The following is a 19,615-nucleotide window of genomic DNA, read 5'->3' on the forward strand; positions in this document are numbered from 1 at the left end:
ACGGCAGGTCCGAACCTGGGATCGGTAGGACGCGGCGGCGGGGTTTGATGGGTCCCGGTGGACATCGAGAGCGTGAGAGGAAGGCATCCATGGGCAGGTCGGTGGTTCGTTCGGTGGTGCTCGTCGAGGCGGTCGCGGCGCTCGGCCTGGTCGGCTGGTACGTCTGGGCGGGGGCGACCGCGCCCCCGGACGCGTTCGTCAGCCCGTGGCTACGCAACATGTGGGCGCCGATCGGGGCGCTGGTGATGCTGGGCACCACGCTGCCGATGCTGGGGGTCGCTTCGGCGCTCGGCGGGCTCGGGGGCGGGTTGGGCCGCAGGGAGGCGGCCGGCGCCCCCGTCGGGATCGGGACCGTCACCGGGGTGGCCCGTACCGGGTTGAGCGTCAACGACCAGCCCCAGCTGGCGATCAGCATGGACGTCGAGACGCCGGAGGGGCACCGGTTCTCCGCGGTGGCCAAGCACGTCGTCGACATCACCCAGGTGGCCGAGCTGGTCCCGGGGACGGTGCTGCCGGTCCGGTACCGGCACGACCGGCCCGGGGCGGTCTTCCTGGACAGCGGGGAGGACCCGGCCCTGGTGCAGGCCGCCTACAACGCGGTGATGGTGCGCGCGGGTCTGACGACGGAGCGCAACCTGGACATCGCGGCGCGCGGTGTGCGGGCGCAGGGGGTCGTCTCCTCGGTGCGGCCGACCGGACGCCTGCTCAACGGCAACCCGGAGATGGAGATCGGGCTGGGGGTGACCCGCCCGGACGGAAGCCTCTTCCACGCGGCGGTCGTGAAGGTCCTTCCCGCGTCCTCGGTCGTGAGCGTGCAGGTGGGGCGGGTGCTGACGGTGCACTACCTTCCCGAGCGGGAGGAGGAGCTGGTCCTCCAGACCCCCGCCAACCCGGGGGTCCGGTGACGCGGGCCGGCCGTGCGCGACCGGTTCCGCCCGGGACGGGACCGGAGACCCGGCCGGGTCCGCGCGTGGCGGGGCGCGCCGTCACGGCGGCCGGGGCCGCTCCGCGCACTCTCCGGGAAACGGTGGCCCGGCGCCCCGCTCTGGCCTAACCTGTCCGCGGCACCACACACCCGACGGAACACGGTGAGCATGAACGACGTACGGCTTCGCCCTCTCGGCCGCACCGACCTGCGCGTATCCCCCCTGTGCCTGGGCGGGAACGTCTTCGGCTGGACCGCCGACGAGAGCACTTCCTTCAAGGTCCTCGACACGTTCGTCGCCGGGGGCGGCAACTTCGTCGACACCGCCGACTCCTACTCCTCCTGGGCCGAGGGGAACAGCGGAGGAGAGTCCGAGACGGTCATCGGCCGCTGGCTGGCGGCGCGCGGCCGCCCCGAGGGCCTGGTCCTCGCCACCAAGGTCAGCGGGCACCCGGAGTTCCGGGGCCTGTCCGCCGCCAACGTCCACGCCGCCGTGGACGCCTCCCGGGCCCGGCTCGGCGTGGAGGTGATCGACCTCTACTACGCGCACCACGACGACCCCGGGACCCCGCTCGCGGAGAGCGCGCGGGCGTTCTCCGAGCTGGTGGACGACGGTCGGATCCGGTACATCGGCCTGTCCAACCACAGCCCCGGGCGCATCCGCGAGTGGCTGGACATCTGCGCCGACCAGGGGCTCCACGCCCCGGTGTGCGTGCAGCCCCACTACAACCTGATGGAGCGCGGGGTCGAGGAGGACCTGGTGCCCCTGGCCCTGGAGCGCGGCCTGTCCCTGCTGCCCTACTTCGGCCTGGCCCGCGGGTTCCTCACCGGCAAGTACCGGCGTGGCGGCGCGGAGGTCGACAGCCCGCGCGCGGGCGCGGCCCGCGCCTACCTGGACGACCCGCGCGCCGAGCTGGTCCTGGGGGCCCTGGACGCGGTCGCGGCCCGCAACGGCGTCTCCCCTGCCTCGGTGGCGCTGTCGTGGCTGTCCGACCGGCCGGCCGTGGCGTCGGTCCTGGCCAGCGCGCGCAACACCGACCAGCTCACCGACCTGCTGGCCGTCAACCACCTGCGGCTGGACGAGGAGTCGACCGAGCTGCTGTCCGAGGACTCCGCCCCGGGAGGGTCCGGGGCCTCCTGAGGTCCCGGGAGGCCGGGACAGGGCGCCCTGTCCCGGCCTCAGCCCCCGTCCGCCAGGAGTTCGCGGACCAGCCCGGCCACCCGGCCGACCTCGATCAGGAACCCGTCGTGCCCGTACGGCGAGTCGATCACCCGCACCGTCCCGGGCACGGGCAGGTGGCGGGCGATGACCTCCTGCTGCTCCAGCGGGTACAGGTGGTCGCTGCTCACCCCCGCCACGAGGGTGCGCGCGGGCAGGCGGCGCAGCGCCTTCGCGACACCGCCCCGCCCCCGGCCCACGTCGTGACCGTTCATCGCCTCGGTCAGGAGCACGTAGCTGGCGGGGTCGAACCGGCGCGCCAGCTTCCACGCCTGGTGGTCGAGGTAGGACTCGACGGCGAAGCGACCGCCCCCGGCCGGGTCCTCCCCGTCCTGCGGGTCGCGTCCGAACCGGGTCTCCAGTTCGCCGAAGCCCCGGTAGGTGACGTGGGCGATCCTGCGCGCCACCCCCAGCCCGGCGGTGGGAGCGCGGCCGGTGCCGTGGTAGTCGCCTCCGCGCCAGTCCGGGTCGGAGCGCACGGCGTGCAGCTGGGGTGCGGCCCAGGCGATCTGCCGGGCGGAGGTGGCCGCGGGACAGGACAGGACGAGGGTCCGGCGGACCCGTTCGGGGAAGGTCGCCGCCCATTCGAGGGCGCGCATCCCTCCCATGGAACCGCCGACCACCGCGGCCCAGGTGTCGATCCCCAGGGCGTCGGCCAGCGCCTCCTCCGCCCGGACGGTGTCGCGGAGGGTGATCCGGGGGAAGCCGCTTCCCCACGCCCCCGCCCCTCCGTCCTCCCTCGGTGAGGAGGGACCGGTGCTGCCCTGGCAGCCGCCCAGCACGTTGGGGGCGACCACGAAGTACCGGTCGGTGTCCAGCGCCAGGCCCGGCCCGACCAGGCCCTCCCACCAGCCGGGTTCCGAGTGTCCGGGGCCCGCGGGTCCGGCGACGTGCGAGTCCCCGGTGAGGGCGTGGAGCACGAGGATCCCGTTGGATCCGTGCGCATCGGGCCGCCCCCAGGTCTCGTAGGCGATGCGCACCCCGGCCAGGGTCTCCCCCGACTCCAGGCGCAGGGGCGCCTCCAGCCGGACCCACCTCCTGCCCCCGGCGGGGTCGCCGTCCCGCCACCCTCCGGCGGCGGGACGGCCTGGCGCCACGGTCACTGGTGGGCCTTGGCCGCCCGGAAGCCCAGTTCCAGGTCGGCCTTGAGGTCGTCCACGTGCTCCAGCCCCACGGCGAGGCGGACCAGGCCCGGGGTGACCCCCGCTCCGGCCTGCTCCTCAGCGGAGAGCTGACTGTGCGTGGTGCTGGCGGGGTGCACGATGAGGCTGCGCACGTCACCGATGTTGACGAGCTGGCTGAACAGCTCGGTCCCGTCGACGAAGGCCCGGCCCGCGCCGACTCCGCCACGGAGGTCGAACGAGACGACCGCGCCGGCGCCCCGTGGCAGATAGGTCCGGGCGCGCTCGTGGAAGGGGCTGGAGGGCAGGCCGGCGTAGTACACCGTCTCGACCTCGTCTCGCGACTCCAGCCACTCGGCGAGGGCCTGGGCGTTGGCGACGTGGCGCTCGATCCGCAGGGAGAGGGTCTCGATTCCCTGGAGGATGAGGAAGCTGTTGAGCGGGGCGATGGCGGCGCCGGTGTCGCGCAGCACCTGGACGCGCAGCTTGGCGGCGTAGGCTCCGGGGCCGAGCGCCTCCCAGTAGCGGAGCCCGTGGTAGCTGGGGTCCGGTTCCACGAAGCCGGGGAACCGGTCCCCGTGGGCTCCGAAGTCGAAGGTCCCCGCGTCCACGACCGCTCCGGCGACGGTGGTGCCGTGGCCGCCGAGGTACTTGGTGGCGGAGTGGACGACGATGTCCGCGCCGTGCTCGATCGGCCGCAGCAGGTAGGGCGTGGGGACGGTGTTGTCCACGACGAGGGGGATGCCCTCGTCGTGGGCGGCCCCGGCGACCAGGCCCACGTCCAGGACGTTGCCTCCCGGGTTGGCGAGGGACTCCGCGAAGTACAGCCTGGTCTCGGGCCGTGTGGCGTTCCTCCAGGCCCGGGCGTCGTCCTGGTCCTCCACGAAGCTCACCCGCACGCCGAGCTTGGGCAGCGTGTGGTGGAAGAGGTTGTACGTGCCGCCGTAGAGCAGGGCGCTGGAGACGATGTGGTCGCCCGCACCGACGAGGTTGAGGACGGCTCCGGTGACGGCGGCCGAGCCGGAGGCGAAGGCGACGGCCGCGACCCCGCCCTCCAGCGCGGCGATGCGCTGTTCCAGCACGTCCTGGGTGGGGTTGCCGATGCGCGTGTAGATGTTGCCGGGTTCGGCGAGGCTGAACAGGTCCGCGCCGTGCTGGGTGTCGCGGAACGTGTAGGACGTCGTCTGGTAGATGGGCGTGGCGCGGGCGTTGGTGGCGGGGTCGGGCACGGCTCCGGCGTGGATCTGCTGTGTCTCGAAGGACCAGGCCTGCTCGGGGGCGGTCTCAGCGGTCATGCGCACCTCTGCATTCAATTCAGATCGGAAAAGTAGGGAATAGGTGGAGGCTAGCACCCCTCCCCTCACGAGGACCAGGGATGACGGGAATTCCCCGCCCCGGCTCCGGACACCCCCCACCCGCTCCCCGACAACAGAAGAGGGGAAGTGGATCAACCGACGCCGGAGTCGCCGCCGGAAGCTCGGATCATGGCGCACCCCGCCCGGACCGACCGGCGCCCTGTCCCGGCCTTCGCCCGACGACGGAGTCCGGGGCGGTGACGGCGGGGGAATGACGGAGGTCCGGCGCTTGAGCGCTCGGCGGGCTTCCCCGGTCTAGGCTGACACCATGACCATCCACGAGTTCGACGTCCACCCGGCCATGACCCCCGAGCTGGAAGCGGCCTTCCGTGCCGACCACGGCCTGTCTGAGGACGAGGACCTGGGCCCGCACATGGCCCGGGAGGCTCAGAACCGGTTGCGTGAGGCCGGCCTGTTCGGCGGGGGTGTGGTGTACGAGGAGGAGTTCGACTGAGCACTGATCCGCCGCCCCCTGCGCGCGGCCCGGACACCGCATCCCCGAGCACCGGCGCTCCCCCGCCCGTGCGGCGGATCCGGCCCCTTTCACGCCGGGGCCCGGCGGCCTCGCGGGCTTCGGCGGGTGACCCGCGAGCTCCGTGCGCGGGGCATGCGCCTCCTCGTCGTCCTCGTGCCGAACCACGGCACGGCACCGCGTTCGGCGGCCGACCCGGTCGGCCGCCGGGTGCGGGTCACTGGTCGACGACCGCCTGGTAGACCTCGGCGTCCAGCAGTTCGTCGACCGCTCCGGCCTCGGAGGGCCTGAGCCTGTAGACCCATCCGTCCCCGTAGGGGTCCTCGTTGACCAGACCGGGCTCCTCGACGAGCGCCTCGTTCACCGCGACGACCTCGCCCGCCACGGAGGCGTAGAGGTCGTTGTAGGCCTTGACCGACTCCACTCCCCCGGCCGTGCCGCCGACCTGTATCTCGTCCCCGACCCCGGGGAGCTCCACGAGGACGATCTCGCTGAGCAGCTCCTGCCCGTGAGCGGTCAGGCCGATCGTCACGACGTCTCCGTCCGTGCGCACCCAGAGGTGGTCGTCGGTATAGCGCAGGTTCTCGGGCAGCTGGGACACGGGTTCTCCTCGTCGGTGCGGCTGACGTGCCACTCCATGCTCGCGCACCGTGGGAGATCGCGTGGTCGCTTCGGGTGATCGGCTCACTCCGCCGGGCGGTTTCCGGAGAGGAACTGTTCGACCGCGGTCTCCACGAGTGCGTCGAGCATGTCCGGTCCGACGAAGTTGCCGTTGATGATCGAGGCGATGCCCTGGAGGGTCGCGAACAGGACGAGCCCGATGCGCTCGGGGTCGCCCGCCCGGAGCACCCCCTCCTCCTGCCCCCGCTCGATCAGGTCGGCCATCAGGCCGAACGGCGCCTCGGCCGCCTCGATGACCCGCGTCGCCCCCGGCCGGTGCTTGCTGGAGTACATCAGCTCCAGGAGTGCGGCGTTCTCGGTCGCGAAGCGGGTGTAGGCCGTCATCGCGACCCGCACGCGCGCCGGGAAGTCCTCCCCCGCGCCCGCCAGCGCGGCGCGCAGCGCCGTGTCCAGCTGGGCGAACCCGGATTCGGCGAGCGCGTCCAGCAGCGCCTGCCGGTCGGAGAAGTGCCTGCGCGGCGCGGCGTGGCTGACGCCGACCTCCCGGGCGAGGTCGCGCAGCGACAGCTGGTCCGCGCCGCGCTCCCGGAGGCAGCGCTCGGCCGCGTCGAGCAGGACGGCCCGGAGGTTTCCGTGGTGGTAGGGCCGCTCTTCGTTGGGGTCTGACATGGGACCCGAGTCTAGCAGACCATGTTTTCGTTGACTACTTTGTTTTCACTGGCTACTTTGTAGCCCATGACAACATTCTCTGCTTCGGCCATCCCTTCCATGGCGGGGCGCACGGTCGTGGTCACCGGCGCGAACAGCGGCATCGGCCGGGCCGCCGCCCGCCTCCTCGCGGCCAGGGGCGCACGCGTGGTGCTCGCCGTGCGCACCGTCGACAAGGGGCGCGAAGCCGCCGACGCGATGACGGGCGACGTCGAGGTCCGGCGGCTCGACCTCGCCGACCTCGCCTCGGTCCGCTCCTTCGCCGAGGACCTCACCGAGCCCGTCGACGTGCTGGTCAACAACGCGGGGGTGATGTTCCCGCCGCTGACACGCACCGCCGACGGCTTCGAGCTGCAGTTCGGGACCAACCACCTCGGGCACTTCGCGCTCACGAACCTGCTGCTGCCACGCCTGCGGGGCCGGGTCGTCACGGTCTCGTCCAACGGCCACAAGACGGGCGCGATCGACTTCGAGGACCTCAACTGGGAGCGCAAGCCGTACCGGGCGACGGCCGCGTACGCGCAGTCCAAACTGGCCAACCTCCTGTTCACCTCGGAACTCCAGAGGCTGCTCACCCGGGCCGGCTCCCCCGTGACGGCCACCGCCGCGCACCCCGGCCTGGCGGCCACGAACCTGTTGAAGACCGACCCGCGGCGGCGCGTGCGCCACCTCGTGGAGCAGGCCGTGGTCCGCTTCCTGGCGCAGAGCGACGAGGACGGGGCCCTGCCGACGCTGTACGCGGCCGTGGCGGAGGTTCCGGGCGACAGCTACGCGGGGCCGGGCGGATTCCTGGAGGGGCGCGGCGCACCGGAGCTGGTCGGCCGCTCGGCGAGGGCGCGGGACGCCGAGGTGGCGCGACGCCTGTGGGAGGTCTCCGAAACCCTGACGGGGGTGGCCTTCCCCCGGCTTCCGCTGCCCGGCGCCTGAACCGGGGCGGGCGCGCCGGAGGCGTCCCCGACCGGCGCGCGGTCACGGGCGCACCGGCCGTGGCACCGCGCGCGACCCACCCGTACGCGGTGGGCCGCGCGCCCAGGAGCCGGGCCGGTCAGGGGTTTGAGTACATCTGCACGACGACGCGGTCGAAGCGGCGCGCCTCGAGGTCCTGGCGGGGGATGGTCCAGTACAGGATCCCCATCGGGACCCCGACCCACTGCGCTAGCAGGACCCAGTCCTCGGGGCCGGGCCGTTGCCCGCCCTCCTCCGAGTACGCCGAGGCGGCCGCCGGGTCCCCGTAGCCGTCGAAGTCCGCGGCGTAGCCACCGATCTGCCACTCGCCCCCCTCGTCGGACTGCTCGGACCAGACCTCCTGCAGCGTGTCCGCGTGAGGGTGCAGGGCGAGGGCCTCGTCCCCGACAGGGCAGGAGGGCAGTCCCACGCCGGGGGTCAGCCGCAGGTCGCCGATGCGCCGCAGCTCCTCGTCCAGGTCCTCGGGGGAGTCGTACTCGTAGGGCTCGTAGTCGAGCGAGACCTCCCGTTCCTCGACCGGCGTCCCGGCCGGGACGTACACGGCGCCGCCCGGCAGGACGACGTCGTCCAGCTCGACGTTCGCGAACAGGAGCACGTGGCCGTCGGGCGGGAGCGGGAGGTCGGTGGCGCCCGGCGGGATCGCCGCCAGGTCGAGCGTCGCGATGAGCTGGTACTCGTCGGAGACGTCTGCGTCGTCTGAGGCCCACACCGTGGCCGGGGTGGGCACGTCCGGCGGGAGCATCAGCGGACCGCCGAGCCGGCCGACGACCGGGCCGGAGCCGTCGCGCGCCGTCCGCAGCTTCGGACGGGCCAGCCCGAGCCACCGGTCCACGTCGTCCGCCGGAACCCCCTTGTCCAGCGCCTGCTCCCGAAACCGGTCCAGCCACCACAGCGTGGACGCGGGCAGGGCCCTCACCGCCGGGGAGAGCACCCCCGCACCGAACTCCCAGCCGGGCTCCGGCGCCACCGCTCCCGGCTCGCCCAGCCCCGCGAGCCACTCCGCGGCGGACGAGCGGATCTTCTCGTCGGCGTCCGACAGCGCGGCCTTCGCCGCTGCCCGGGCGCCCGGGTGGTCGCCGAGCACCCGCCGGGCCGCCAGGCGGTGGCGGTTCGCACCGAGCGCGAACGAGGTCAGGCGCGGGACCAGGGCCTCGGGGGCGGCGGGGAACCGTTCGAGGATGGTCAGGATCATCGTCCTCGTGTCGACGGCGGACTCGTCCGGGTGCCGTTTCCCGTCGCCGCCGTCGAGGTACTCGTCCGCGAGGTCGAGTCGCTCGGCGAAGAGGGGCCACCAGCGCCCGGCGTCCTCGGGCGTCAGGAAGGCGCCGATCTTTCGGCGGGCGTGGTTCGTGCGGGTGACCAGGAGCGCGGCGGTCCGCCGGTCCGCGTCGGACATCCCGGCGGCGCGGTACGCGTCCCGCAGGGCGCGGACGTCGGGCATCAGCGACAGCCGCCCCTCGACACCGTGCCAGGAACGGTCTCCGCCGGATCCGTCGGCCCCCAGGGCCCGCAGTTCCTCCGCGAGGTCCGCGTCCTGGGGCGCGGCGACGAGCGGCACGGGGACGACGGCCTCCGCCGCTCTCAGCACCCGTACCCGGAAGACGGCCCGGCGCAGCAGCTGGTCGCGTTCCGGGTCCTCCGGCCCGTCACCGCCGTCGGCCAGGGCCTCCTCGATCGCCGCGGCGCCGCCGTCGAGGTCGGCCAGGTGGGCCAGGGGGTCCGACAGGCGGTCCGGCGACGCGGTCCGCAGGTGCTGTCGCAGCAGGGCCACCTGCCGCGGCCCGTCGAGCCGGGACAGGGTGTCCAGCGCCTCCGTGCGGACGCCCGCGTCGGTGTCGGCCGCCAGCTCGGCGGCGAGGGCGGCGTGCGCTTCCGGTCTGCGCGCGCACAGGCGCAGCACGGACCTCCGGCCGTGGTCCGCGAGCCCGGTGGCGACCTCCGCGAGCTCGTCGGCGTACCGGGCGAGGAACGCGATGCCCGCGTCGCTCTCCAGAAGCCGGTGCCGGCGATACGCCCAATGGCGTGAGTCCGCGTACAGCAGCGCCGACAGGGTGGCGTGCACGGGGGTCCGGCCGGGTGCGTCGCCGATCCGGGCGACCTCGGTGAGCATAGGGGGGTCCCACCGCCGCTGGACGGCCTCGGCGTCGGCCCCGGCGGCACCGTACGCACGGATCACGTCGTCGGCCAGCACGAGGAGCCACGACGGCTCCCCGGAGGCCGGGGTCCTGTCGGTGGCGGCGTGCAGCACCTGCCCGAACCGGGCGAGGACGTCGGCCCGCGCGGTCCGGTAGACCGTGAGCCGTGCGGCCTCGGCGTCCTTCGGCGACCAGCCGGGATGCAGGTCGGCGACGGCCGTCAGCCGCGCGGCCGACCAGGTGACGTCCGGCTTGGCGACCATGTCGGCGCCGGTCGGCCGCTCACGCAACGCCGCCATGACCTCCGGACCGGTGCCGCGCAGTACGTGCTCGACCGCCGGCTCGAAGACCTCCGAGACCCGCAACGGCGCGAGGCAGTCGCGCACCGCTGCCGCCACCCGGGACGAGCTGTCCGTGCCGGCGCCCGAATCGGCCATTTCTGCTTCGGATGTGTGCATGCCGGCAGTTTAGGAACAGGGCGTGACATTAGCGTTCGGCACCGCGACCCGTCCGAGGTCGGCCGGATGCCGCCTCCCGCACCACCTGGACGAACACAGGGCCGACCGCTTCCGCGCCTTCTCCCGCACACTGATCTGCTGACGCCGACTCGGCAAGGGGGATGAACTCTAGACTGGCCGGAGAACCCCCGCGACGGAACGGACCCCGCCATGACCGACTACGTCCAGGTGTCCACGGCGACCGGGACCCGCGAGCAGGCGGTGGAGCTGGCGAAATCCCTCGTAACAGCCAAGCTCGCGGTCGGCGCGCAGATCGTCGGACCCGTCACGTCGGTGTTCTGGCACCTGGGCGAGTTCGGCACCGGACAGGAGTGGCAGCTCCTGCTGAAGGCGCGCGCGGACCGGTACCCCCAGATCGAGGCCCACCTGGTCGAGCACCACCCGTGGACGAACCCCGAGGTCGTCGCGACCGCGATCGTGGCGGGCTCACCCGACTACCTGCGGTGGATCGGGACTACGACAGCCCCCGACAACGCCTAACAGGTACGGGATAGCTCCCACACCTCGGCGACCCCGGACACCGGCCGGTCTGGGCCGTCTGGGCCGTCTGGGCCGTCTGTGCCGTCGACTCCGGGCCCCTAGCTGACGTACTCGGCGCGCACCGCGTAGATGGCGGCCTCGGTGCGGGAGTGCACCTGCAGCTTCTCCAGGATGTTGCGCACGTGGTTCTTCACCGTGTTCTCGGTGATGAACAGGCGTTCCCCGATCTCGCGGTTGTTGAGCGACCGGGCGAGCAGCTTGAGGACCTCGGTCTCGCGCGGGGTCAGGTCGGGGATGGCGGGGGCGGACGGCGGGGTGGCCTCCTGCTTGGCCAGCTCCGCGAACTCCCCGATGAGCTTGTTGGCCATCCGCGGGTTGATGAACGACTGGCCGTCCGCGATGGCGCGCACGGCGCGCGCGATGTCGGTGACCGCGATCTCCTTGAGGAGGTACCCGGTGGCGCCGGCCTTGAGGGCGTCGAACAGGTCCGAGTTCTCGTCGCTCATGGTGAGCATGATGAACTTGGTCCTCGGGGCGGCCTGCCGGATCTGGGAGCAGGCGTCGATGCCGTTGGAACCGGGCATCCACACGTCCATCAGGACCACGTCGGGGCGTACCCCCGCGGCGAGCCGGACGGCCTCCGACCCCCGTCCGGCCTCACCGACGACGTTGATGTCCTCCTCCTCGTCCAGGACCGAGACCAGGCCGCGGCGGAACAGCGCGTGGTCGTCCACGACCATGACGCGGATCGGCGCGGAAGGGGTGGGGGAGTCGTCGATCGGGAGAGGTATTTCGGCGGGAGTGGGGGGGTGGGGGCTCACGGGCGGGCCTTTCTTCTGTCAGACAGCCGCCGGAAGTCGCCTTCCGGGCATTCGGACATTTCCCCCGAAAGGGGCAAGGGTTTTCATCAGCCCTCGCAGAAAGGGCTTTCGAGGATCGAAGCCCCGGGGCAGTGAAGGTGATTGCCGTACGTGCAGGTCCAGCCGGTGACCAGAGGCGCGAAAGGAGATCGGGAGAAATGGAGACCCATCGATTCCTCCTGGTGGGCGGTGTGTCTTATCTTCTCACGAGTGGCGCGGGTGTGGGCGACATCGGAGGTTGTCCGCGTTCCCCCGGGGAAGGCGGATCCGCCATTGGCCGTGGTCATAGGCCGGAGGGGTTGTGCCGAGCACGTCGAAGGACGCTCGGCCGTGGCTGTGCATCCTCCCGTGGGTGAACCGATCTCCTGAACATGGAAACCGCCCCCTGCCCGGGCAGACGGCAGGGTGCGGTTCTTCGCTTGTGTGAGGGTGGTACTACCAGCCGCGCACCGTGTTCAGCAGCGCGGTCCACTCGGAAGCGGGGACGTGAAGGTGCCCCAGCTCCCGGTTCCGGGTGTCGCGCACCAAAGTGGTTACTCCTTCACTGACCTCCACGCAGTGGCCACCGCCACCATCGCTGTAGCTGGACTTGTGCCACTTCTCCGACATCGTCAAGGGCCTCTCTCAGCATGTCCGGGCTTCGCTCGCTTGAAAGCGTCTCCCTGGACCTGTGCTCGGCAGGGGCCACCGCGAAACGGCCTGCCCGTGAGAGCTTCCTCGACCCCGGGCATACAGCAGGCCCCACCCGTCTGTCCGGGCAGGGCCGACTCACTACTCCGCTACTTGGCGCGCACCGCAGCCAGTAGCGCCGTCCACTCCGAAGCTTCGGTCGACAAGTGACCCAAGTTCCGGTTCTGGGTGTCACGAACATGAGTGGTAGGTCCTTCCGAAACCTCCACGCAGTCCCCACCCCGTCCATCGCTGTAACTGGACTTGTGCCAGGACCAGTTGTCGGCGGTGCTCATCACAGGCCTTTCATCGTCGCATGGAGGACTTCGAGGGATCGTCGCGGAGACAGCGCTTCGGCTTGAAGTGCACCGAACAGGTCGGACATCTCCTCGATTTCAGCCGTCCGATCGAAACTGCTTCCACCAAGAGTATGCTCCATCCGCACCGCCTTCCGGCCGTTCTGCATGCTCATCAACCGGAACGGAGAACACAGTCCACAGTGATGATGGACGTCGTCAGGGATGACCTGGAAGCGGATCGTGTCCTCTTCGGCCAACGTGATGATGTGCTGGAGCTGCTCCCGCATGACCTTTTCGCCCCCGATGACACGCCTGACCACACTCTGCTCCACCACGAACCACAGAGCGGGCCGGGATGGCCGAATCGTCGGAAGCCGGTTCGCTCGGAGCTCCACCACCTCCTCGATCTCCTCTGCCGTGTGACGCAGCTGCCTTGCCGTGATGAGCACACGGGCATAGCTGCGGGTTTGCAGCAGACCGGGGATGAGAATCGGGTGGTACTCCGAAATGGATTCTGAACGGCGCTCCATCTCCAAGGCGTCCCTGAACCAGGGCAATACCGACTTCCCCTGGACCACCTCCAGCCAGAGGGAATCCAACTCTCCGCCTGTAGCGAACTCCGTGTCCATTGTGCGAACATGATCCCTGTTGGGGACACGCGTCGCCCGCTCCAGGTGGCCGACCATCCCTCCGGTCAGTTTCAGGCGCAGGCCGAGTTCGGCCTGGGAAACCCCAGCCTGACGGCGCATTTCGCGCACCCTGTCACCGAACCGTTTCCACTCCTGGTGGATCTTGTCAGCCATGGGGCAAGGAAACTACACGCAGCACATTTCCGCAACGGGTTCTGAGTAGTCACCCCTCTTCAGTTGTATTGGTAGCCCTCTGAGCTGGGACTGGGCATAGTCGTAACAGAACCGGCGGTTGGCTGCGGACCGGAGATCGGCACCATTTCCCACTCCCGCCAACTTCCTCTTCGCCACAGGGAAGAGACATTGCCCGCCTTCCTCCCAATTGGCGCGGAAACCAACCTTTCGACACAGAAAAGCTCCGGTGACCGAAGTGAGAGAGCGGTCGCCGGAGCTTGTGTCCCACCTCGAAAGCCCCGAGATGAAACGAATGCAGCCTACCGCCCCTCCCCCCGCACTTCCACGCCGCCTGTGCGGAACCCCCACAACATCGGGCATCCTCATCGGCCCCCACCCCAGCCACGTCAAAGCCGCCCGCCAATGGACCGCCCACGCCACCCGCTCCCGCCCCGGCCTGACCGACCCCCTGGCCCTGACCGTCACCGAACTCACCGCCAACGCCCTGCGCCACACCGCCTCCGGCCTGCCCGGCGGCACCGTGCGCATCGAGATCCACCGCACCCGCCGCCACCTCGAACTCCACGTCACCGACAACGGCCCCACACCCGGAACCGCCCCCACACTCCCCGCCGTCCCCGACCCCGAACCCCTGCGCGTGGGCGGCAACGGCCTACGCCTGGTCGAAGCCGTGTGCGCCTACTGGGACTGGACACAGGCCCCCTGCGGAGCGATCACCGTCCGCGCCGTCTTCGGCCGCTGAACCACTCCCCCACCCGGCGGCACACCACCGCGGGGCCGCCGCCGAAAAAAGGGGGGGCCGGCGGCCCCGCCCACCCGCTCTGGGCCGGACGTCCTTCCCCGGTCCGGCCCCGACCCCCGCCCAGACAGAAAGAGAACAAGGTTGTCCTCCTCCCTGCCCGCTCTCGTCGAGAGCGCCGAGGCCCTGCTCACCCCCGCAGAGGTCGCCCGCCTCTTCCGCGTGGACCCCAAGACCGTCGCCCGCTGGGAAAAAGACGGCCGCCTCGCCTCGGTCAAAACCCTCGGCGGACACCGCCGCTACCCCCGCACCCAGATCACCACCCTGCTCGACGCACGCCCCGACCACGCAACCCTCATCCGCACCCTCGAAGAGGCCCGCGACCTGGCCACCGACACCGGAGCCCACACCACCGCCGCACACCTCGACGACCTCATCACCACCCTGCGCACACGGGACGAGAAGCTTCGGCGAACACCCGGCACATGACAGGCATGCCGCCCGCGACCGTAGGAACCGCCCCGTGTGCCACCTCGGCGACGCACGGGGTTTCGGTCCTCGACCAGCGAGTTTGAGGCCCCCGCAGAAGGGCCGTTCCGCATGAGCACCACACCTGACGGGTACCGGCGGACCATGATCCTCTGCCCTACATGCGGCACCCCAGCCGTCCGAGTACACCGCTCCCCCAGGTACTCGGCCCTGCCCGGCTCCGAACCGGCCGCGTTCTCCCACGCACGCGCCCGGTACGAGCCGTGCGGCCACGAGGTGCCGGGCGCGGAAGCCGCCGCCGGGGAGGACCCCGTCGAAGCGGACCCTGCCCGAAACGCTCCCTCCGAGGAGATCGCGCGGGTGGCGGAGGCCGGCGTCCCCGCGCTCGACCACCTGGTGCCGGACGGCATGAGGATCATCCGGCGGGCGGCGGGGTTCGTGCGCGGAGGCCCGGACCTGGACGCGGACCGGGTCCGCGCGGTGGCGTCCGCCTACGAGGACGAGGACGACCTCCCCGACCTGATCCTGTGGATGACCCCTGAGGAGGCCCGCACCGCGGGGTTCAGTCCGCCTCCCGAATCGGTGGAGTGCCTGGTACGGGTGTCGTGGAGCCCCGCCTCGGACGACTGAGCCGCCCGGCGGCAAGCGGAGCTGCCCGCCCTCGGGCCCCGGTCTCGCCGTGGCGGCGGGGCCGGGACGGCGACCACCGGGGGCGGACCGACGCGGCCCCTCACGACCGCGGTCAGGAGAGCGGTCGGCACCCCGCGCCCGTGGCGTCCGCCCGGTCGACCGACGGGGTGATCTCCTCGCAGGCGTACCTCGTGCCGACCTCCTCGGAGTGCATCTCCCCCGGGCCGGACTCCCCGTTGCTCTCGCAGTCCTCCCCCTCGGCCACGGCTCTCGCCTCCTCGAAGACGATCCGGGCGCAGGTGTGGATGGCCGCGGCGTGCGCGGACGCAGCCGGCGCGGCGCCGCACAGCAGGACGAGGGCCAGAGTGGTGGCGAAACGACGCATAACTACCTTCCGTTCCCTTTTATTACCCCGGGTAGTTGAGCCTCTCCTGGATGGAGGAGCGCAAACCATCGGGAACGCCAGGTCCGGAGGGCCGTGCCCCCGAAGCCCGGTCGGCAGGCCAGGCGCGGGGTCTGGTCACGGCACGGGGTGCCCCGGGGCCGCGGCGGCCCGGGGGCTCCCCGTGCCGGACCGGGCGGGGCCGGCGGCCGGACCGGCCGTCCTGGAGCGCGGGGCACGGCGGAGCCGCGCCCCGCGTCCGGCGGGGGCGGCCCGGCCGGGACGCCGGAGCCCGACCACCGGGCCGCCGCCGGGCCTCCTCGCTCAGGCCCTCGCGCCCGGCCGCACCCCGTGCTCGCGGGCGACGGCCTCCTGCACCCTCCGGTCGGCGTCGAGGGCGCGGCAGACCTGTTCCAGGGTCGAGTTCAGCTCCGCCAGTCCCGTACGGACGAGGGCGCGCGCCTCGGCGGTCACCGCGAGGTCGATGTGCACCTCCTCGGCCTCGCACTCCCGCAGGTGCCGCTGGGCGGCTTCGACCCGTACGGCGTCCCTGGCGTCGAAGGCCCTGACCAGCTCCCTGCGGGCGGAGGCGACCCGGGTCCGGGCCCACTGCTGGGCGGCGTCGAGATCAGCCAGCCGTGCCTGGTGCACGGTGCGCTCCGCGAAGACCACGGCGCTGGCTTCGTAGACCGCGCGCCACAGTGCTTGGGCCGTGGCGTGGAGTTCTTTCACGTGGGGTTCGGGCTGACGGTTTCTCATGTCCTTTTTCACGGGTCTCAGGCGGGTGTGGGGGATGCGGGGTTGCTCCGTTCCGGAGAGAGGGACGACGGGGTGAGACTCCGGGCGGGACGAGGGGTCGCTTCGGACCGCGGACAGGCCGCAGCACAGCACTCTATCGCCACTCAGAGTGATCGTCATATTACCAATTGGAGTAATGCCTGGGTAACCCGCACCCCAAGAAGAGGTACACCGAGCAAGCGTCCGGGGGCCAATCCCTATGAAGAACCCCCATCCCCGGACACTCCCGCACTTGCAAAGCGGACCGACAGTCCGTATGTTTCAAACGGACCCACGGTCCGAATACACCGAGCGAGAGGGAGGACACCCGTGTCCGCACCGACTTCCCAAGAGGATCTCCACCGCCACGGCCTGCGGCTCCTGCTGGACGAGGACATCGCCGCACGGGTCGCCCTGTGGGCCGAGGACGGCCTCACGGAGTTCCCCCTCGCCGTCCTCGAAACCGGCGCCGACGTCACCGGGAGCAGCCGATGACCGCCACCTCCGCCACCCTGGTCATCGGCGCCACCGGCACCACCGGCAGCCGCACCGCCGCCCGGCTGGCGGCCGCCGGACACCGCGTCAGGGCCGCGAGCCGCCGCGGCGCCCCGGTCCCCGGCGCGGAACCGGTCCGCTTCGACTGGTACGACCCCGCCACCCACGCCGCCGCGCTCGGCGGCGCCGACCGCGTCTACCTCGTCCCGCCCGTGGGCGACCCCGATCCGGCGGCGGTCATGCTTCCGTTCCTCCGGCTGGCCCGCGCCCGCGGCGTGCGCCGCGCGGTGCTCCTCAGCTCCTCGGCCGTCCCCGAGGGCGGCCCCGCGGTGGGACAGGTGCACCGGGCCCTGCCCGGCCTGTTCGGGCAGTGGGCGGTGCTGCGGCCCTCGTGGTTCATGCAGAACTTCACCGGCACGCACGCGCACGCCGACGGCATCCGCGAGGAGGGCGTCATCCGGACCGCCGCCGGCGACGGCAGGATCGGCTTCGTCGACGCCGAGGACATCGCGTCCGTCGCCGCCCGCGCACTGACCGACGAACACGCCCCCGACACCGATCTCGTCCTCACCGGGCCGGAGGCACTCAGCCACGACGACATCGCCGCCGCCGTCAGCGAGGTCACCGGTCGGCCCGTGGAGCACCGCCGCCTGACCGTCGAGCAGATGCGCGACCGCCTCTCGGCACAGGTGCCGCCCGTGTTCGCCGCGTTGCTGGCCGACATGGACCGTGCCATCTCCGAGGGGGCGGAGGACCGCGTCACCGACACCGTCCGGCGCGTCACCGGACGGCCCCCGGGCTCCTTCCGCGCCCTCCTCGAACGGGAGGCGGGACGGCGCGGCTGAGACCGCGGACGCGGTGAACCGCTGGACGGCCGCGCCGTCCGCGCCGTCCGGCTCCCCGTCCTCGGACCGCGTCGCGCGGCCCACCCGTTTGACAGCGTCATCCGCATGGGGGACCGTAGTTCGCGTGACACCGTCACATGAATTGCCCGCGGACGCTGCCCGAGCGCACCGCCCGTCCGGTCTGCCCGCCGCCTCCGGAACAGCACCGGTGGGCGCGGGCGGGCCGTGTGCGGCGCCGCGCCGTCCGGCGCGGACGGGCAGGACCATCCGAACAGGAGACACGAACCCATGGCGCCTCCGCCCAACGACCTCCCCGACCTCACGGGTCGCACCGTCGTCGTCACCGGGACGACCTCCGGCCTCGGCCTCGCCCTCTCCGGTGCGCTGGCGGGGGCCGGCGCCCGGCTCCTGATGACCGTTCGCGACGCCCGGCGCGGAGAGGCGGCCGTCGAGCGGGTGCGGGCAGGGATCGACGGCCCGGGCTCGGCCGAGACCGTTCTGCTCGACCTGGCCGACCTCGACTCGGTGCGCGCCGCCGCCGCGGACATCCGGGAACGCACCGGGGACCGGGTCGACGTGCTGGTCAACAACGCCGCCGTGTCGTTGGGACCGCACGAACGGACCCGCGACGGGTTCGAGCTGCAGATCGGGACCAACCACCTCGGTCCGGCCGCGCTGACCTGGCTGCTGATGCCCGCGCTGCGGTCGGCCGGGACCCCGGGGCGGCCCTCCCGGGTGGTGACGACGTCGAGCCTGGGACACCGCACCGGCGGACTCGACCTCACCGACCTGCACTGGGAGCGCCGACGCTACTCGCCGACGCGCGCCTACGGGGCCTCCAAGCTCGCGAACCTGCTGTTCGCCGCCGAGCTCGACCGACGGCTGCGACTGGCCGACGACCCCGTGCTGTCGGTCGCCGCCCATCCGGGGCTGACGACGTCGGAGCTGCTGAACAACGCCCTCGCCCGCGGGGGCACGTGGAAGGACCGCCTGTTCGTGCTGCCGGACCGCTACCTCTCCCAGCCGGTCGCCGCCGGGATCGGCCCCCAGCTGCTCGCGGCCACCGGGCCGGTCCCCGGCGGCGGCTACCTGGGTCCGACGGGGCCGTTCGAGACCCGCGGTCCGGCCGGTCCCGCCCGCCGGTCGGCGGCCTCGCGGGACCCCGTGCTCGCGAGCGGGCTGTGGCAGGCCACGGCCTCCGCCACCGGCGTCGCCCCGGACCCCGGCGCCACGCCCCTCGCGTGACGGCGACCCGGTCGGCCCTGCCGCATGCACAGGGCTCGCGGTGGCGCCGCCGCAGCTCTCCGCGGGGCCCGTGCGCAGTGTCCTGGCGCCCGGAGCGCGGAGCGCCCCTCCCGCGACGGCGCGCCACGGGAGGAGACGGCGCCGGACCCTCCGGGACCTCCGGGTCCCCGGGGGTCCGGCCTTGCGCTCCGCGGCGCTACTTGGGCCAGTAGAAGACGTCCGCGGTGGCCGACACGATCGTCGCGGCGGTGTCGCCCTGCTGGGCCAGGCGCACCCGCACCCGCCGCCCCTTGGCCAGGCTGCCCTTCCACGTGTAGGTGAAGTGGCCGTTCCCCCCGGCCTGCACGGGGCTGTCGACCGGCCGGTTGCGGGCGTACTGCCACCCGCCGTCGCCGTCCGGCTCGTACTCGGTGGCGCGGATCTGCACCTCCGCGCCGGCGGACAGGTCGCTGATGGTCACCCCCACGGAGAAGTCGTAGAGGGCGCCGTCCTTCTCGTTGACGCCGACGAGGCTGTACAGGCTGCCGGTGGAGGTGCCGCCGTGGTCGGCGTCGACCACGGTCTCGAACTCCAGCGACGTCCACTCGCCGGGGTTGAGGGTCTGGGCCCGGTCCTTCTCGAAGCGGCGGTGTCGGGGCATGTCGTCTTCCTCTCGGGGACGGGGGAGGTCGCGGGCGGCCCGGCCGGTGTGCTGTGGTCCGGGGCGCGCGGAGACTCCCCCTGGGGTACGAGTCGGGAGCGTGGCAGCGGCGGCCGGACGCCTCGTGGAAGGGGGAGGCGCCGGGCCGCGTCGGCCGTCGGCGGTGGCCGCGGACGGCGTCTGTGCGGATCGGGGGTCACC

General features: G+C 72.4%; 22 protein-coding genes and 1 pseudogene. 11 read left to right on the top strand and 12 right to left on the bottom strand.

From position 1 onward, the window contains the following. The first annotated feature begins 89 nt into the window (after window positions 1–89). Both ACQPYD_RS22320 and ACQPYD_RS22325 read left to right on the top strand, forming a co-directional pair. Window positions 90–905 carry a hypothetical protein gene (locus ACQPYD_RS22320; protein WP_433697527.1) on the top strand — a complete coding sequence of 272 codons (816 nt, stop codon included), beginning with the start codon at window positions 90–92 and terminating at the stop codon, window positions 903–905. Window positions 906–1,094: 189 nt separating this feature from the next. Next, a complete protein-coding gene (locus tag ACQPYD_RS22325) occupies window positions 1,095–2,066 on the top strand; it encodes an aldo/keto reductase (RefSeq protein ID WP_433697528.1) in 972 nt (323 codons plus the stop codon). Window positions 2,067–2,104: 38 nt separating this feature from the next. Here the strand turns inward: ACQPYD_RS22325 and metX are convergent, their stop codons facing one another. Both metX and ACQPYD_RS22335 read right to left on the bottom strand, forming a co-directional pair. Next, a complete protein-coding gene (metX, locus tag ACQPYD_RS22330; RefSeq protein ID WP_433697529.1) occupies window positions 2,105–3,247 on the bottom strand; it encodes a homoserine O-acetyltransferase MetX in 1,143 nt (380 codons plus the stop codon). Further along, a complete protein-coding gene (locus ACQPYD_RS22335; protein WP_433697530.1) occupies window positions 3,244–4,560 on the bottom strand; it encodes a bifunctional o-acetylhomoserine/o-acetylserine sulfhydrylase in 1,317 nt (438 codons plus the stop codon). The genes metX and ACQPYD_RS22335 overlap by 4 nt, the downstream gene beginning before the upstream one ends. A 328-nt stretch (window positions 4,561–4,888) precedes the next feature. Here ACQPYD_RS22335 and ACQPYD_RS22340 point away from each other — a divergent pair, with 328 nt between their 5' ends. Then, window positions 4,889–5,074, top strand: a complete 186-nt coding sequence (locus tag ACQPYD_RS22340; RefSeq protein ID WP_433697531.1) for a hypothetical protein — start codon at window positions 4,889–4,891, stop codon at window positions 5,072–5,074. Between the two features lie 235 nt (window positions 5,075–5,309). On the opposite strand, the gene gcvH is transcribed toward ACQPYD_RS22340, so the two are convergent. Both gcvH and ACQPYD_RS22350 read right to left on the bottom strand, forming a co-directional pair. Further along, complete coding sequence (gene gcvH / locus ACQPYD_RS22345; protein WP_433697532.1) at window positions 5,310–5,693, bottom strand: glycine cleavage system protein GcvH; 384 nt, start codon at window positions 5,691–5,693, stop codon at window positions 5,310–5,312. A gap of 83 nt (window positions 5,694–5,776) precedes the next feature. After that, complete coding sequence (locus tag ACQPYD_RS22350; protein WP_433697533.1) at window positions 5,777–6,382, bottom strand: TetR/AcrR family transcriptional regulator; 606 nt, start codon at window positions 6,380–6,382, stop codon at window positions 5,777–5,779. Between the two features lie 66 nt (window positions 6,383–6,448). Here ACQPYD_RS22350 and ACQPYD_RS22355 point away from each other — a divergent pair, with 66 nt between their 5' ends. After that, window positions 6,449–7,348, top strand: a complete 900-nt coding sequence (locus ACQPYD_RS22355) for an oxidoreductase (protein ID WP_433697534.1) — start codon at window positions 6,449–6,451, stop codon at window positions 7,346–7,348. A 118-nt stretch (window positions 7,349–7,466) separates the two neighbouring features. Here ACQPYD_RS22355 and ACQPYD_RS22360 read toward each other — a convergent pair whose 3' ends face one another. Then, the gene (locus ACQPYD_RS22360) at window positions 7,467–9,980 is read right to left on the bottom strand and encodes a DUF1963 domain-containing protein (protein ID WP_433697535.1); all 2,514 of its coding nucleotides are present in this window, start codon (window positions 9,978–9,980) and stop codon (window positions 7,467–7,469) included. A gap of 210 nt (window positions 9,981–10,190) precedes the next feature. Between ACQPYD_RS22360 and cutA the strand changes: the two genes are divergently transcribed. Continuing rightward, complete coding sequence (gene cutA, locus ACQPYD_RS22365) at window positions 10,191–10,520, top strand: divalent-cation tolerance protein CutA (RefSeq protein WP_433697536.1); 330 nt, start codon at window positions 10,191–10,193, stop codon at window positions 10,518–10,520. Between the two features lie 98 nt (window positions 10,521–10,618). Here cutA and ACQPYD_RS22370 read toward each other — a convergent pair whose 3' ends face one another. The 4 genes from ACQPYD_RS22370 to ACQPYD_RS22385 form a co-directional block, all read right to left on the bottom strand. After that, complete coding sequence (locus ACQPYD_RS22370; RefSeq protein ID WP_433697537.1) at window positions 10,619–11,341, bottom strand: response regulator; 723 nt, start codon at window positions 11,339–11,341, stop codon at window positions 10,619–10,621. A 474-nt stretch (window positions 11,342–11,815) separates the two neighbouring features. Beyond that, the gene (locus tag ACQPYD_RS22375) at window positions 11,816–11,989 is read right to left on the bottom strand and encodes a DUF397 domain-containing protein (protein WP_433697538.1); all 174 of its coding nucleotides are present in this window, start codon (window positions 11,987–11,989) and stop codon (window positions 11,816–11,818) included. A gap of 170 nt (window positions 11,990–12,159) precedes the next feature. Next, window positions 12,160–12,345 carry a DUF397 domain-containing protein gene (locus ACQPYD_RS22380; RefSeq protein ID WP_433697539.1) on the bottom strand — a complete coding sequence of 62 codons (186 nt, stop codon included), beginning with the start codon at window positions 12,343–12,345 and terminating at the stop codon, window positions 12,160–12,162. Further along, window positions 12,345–13,151 (bottom strand): helix-turn-helix domain-containing protein, encoded by an 807-nt coding sequence (locus tag ACQPYD_RS22385; protein WP_433697540.1) that lies wholly within the window; start codon window positions 13,149–13,151, stop codon window positions 12,345–12,347. Before ACQPYD_RS22385 ends, ACQPYD_RS22380 begins: the two co-directional genes overlap by 1 nt. A gap of 313 nt (window positions 13,152–13,464) precedes the next feature. Here ACQPYD_RS22385 and ACQPYD_RS22390 point away from each other — a divergent pair, with 313 nt between their 5' ends. From ACQPYD_RS22390 to ACQPYD_RS22400, 3 genes and pseudogenes are all read left to right on the top strand, one after another. Further along, a complete protein-coding gene (locus ACQPYD_RS22390) occupies window positions 13,465–13,914 on the top strand; it encodes an ATP-binding protein (protein WP_433696786.1) in 450 nt (149 codons plus the stop codon). Window positions 13,915–14,067: 153 nt separating this feature from the next. After that, window positions 14,068–14,253 (top strand): annotated as a pseudogene (locus ACQPYD_RS22395) (BldC family transcriptional regulator); the annotation flags it as partial. Window positions 14,254–14,511: 258 nt separating this feature from the next. Next, window positions 14,512–15,030, top strand: a complete 519-nt coding sequence (locus ACQPYD_RS22400; RefSeq protein WP_433697541.1) for a hypothetical protein — start codon at window positions 14,512–14,514, stop codon at window positions 15,028–15,030. Window positions 15,031–15,142: 112 nt separating this feature from the next. Here ACQPYD_RS22400 and ACQPYD_RS22405 read toward each other — a convergent pair whose 3' ends face one another. Next, window positions 15,143–15,415, bottom strand: a complete 273-nt coding sequence (locus ACQPYD_RS22405; protein WP_433697542.1) for a hypothetical protein — start codon at window positions 15,413–15,415, stop codon at window positions 15,143–15,145. Between the two features lie 321 nt (window positions 15,416–15,736). Then, window positions 15,737–16,171, bottom strand: a complete 435-nt coding sequence (locus ACQPYD_RS22410; protein WP_433697543.1) for a hypothetical protein — start codon at window positions 16,169–16,171, stop codon at window positions 15,737–15,739. 348 nt (window positions 16,172–16,519) lie between these two features. On the opposite strand from ACQPYD_RS22410, the gene ACQPYD_RS22415 reads away from it, so the two are divergent. From ACQPYD_RS22415 to ACQPYD_RS22425, 3 genes are all read left to right on the top strand, one after another. Beyond that, window positions 16,520–16,684 carry a hypothetical protein gene (locus ACQPYD_RS22415; protein ID WP_433697544.1) on the top strand — a complete coding sequence of 55 codons (165 nt, stop codon included), beginning with the start codon at window positions 16,520–16,522 and terminating at the stop codon, window positions 16,682–16,684. Continuing rightward, on the top strand, window positions 16,681–17,529 hold the full coding sequence (locus tag ACQPYD_RS22420; RefSeq protein WP_433697545.1) for an NmrA family NAD(P)-binding protein: 849 nt from the start codon (window positions 16,681–16,683) through the stop codon (window positions 17,527–17,529). Before ACQPYD_RS22415 ends, ACQPYD_RS22420 begins: the two co-directional genes overlap by 4 nt. Window positions 17,530–17,817: 288 nt before the next feature. Next, window positions 17,818–18,774 (top strand): SDR family NAD(P)-dependent oxidoreductase, encoded by a 957-nt coding sequence (locus ACQPYD_RS22425; RefSeq protein ID WP_433697546.1) that lies wholly within the window; start codon window positions 17,818–17,820, stop codon window positions 18,772–18,774. Between the two features lie 196 nt (window positions 18,775–18,970). Here ACQPYD_RS22425 and ACQPYD_RS22430 read toward each other — a convergent pair whose 3' ends face one another. Continuing rightward, a complete protein-coding gene (locus ACQPYD_RS22430) occupies window positions 18,971–19,414 on the bottom strand; it encodes a hypothetical protein (protein ID WP_433697547.1) in 444 nt (147 codons plus the stop codon). Window positions 19,415–19,615 lie beyond the last annotated feature (201 nt).

Source organism: Nocardiopsis sp. CA-288880 (assembly GCF_050955985.1).
GTDB classification, from domain to species: domain Bacteria; phylum Actinomycetota; class Actinomycetes; order Streptosporangiales; family Streptosporangiaceae; genus Nocardiopsis; species Nocardiopsis tropica.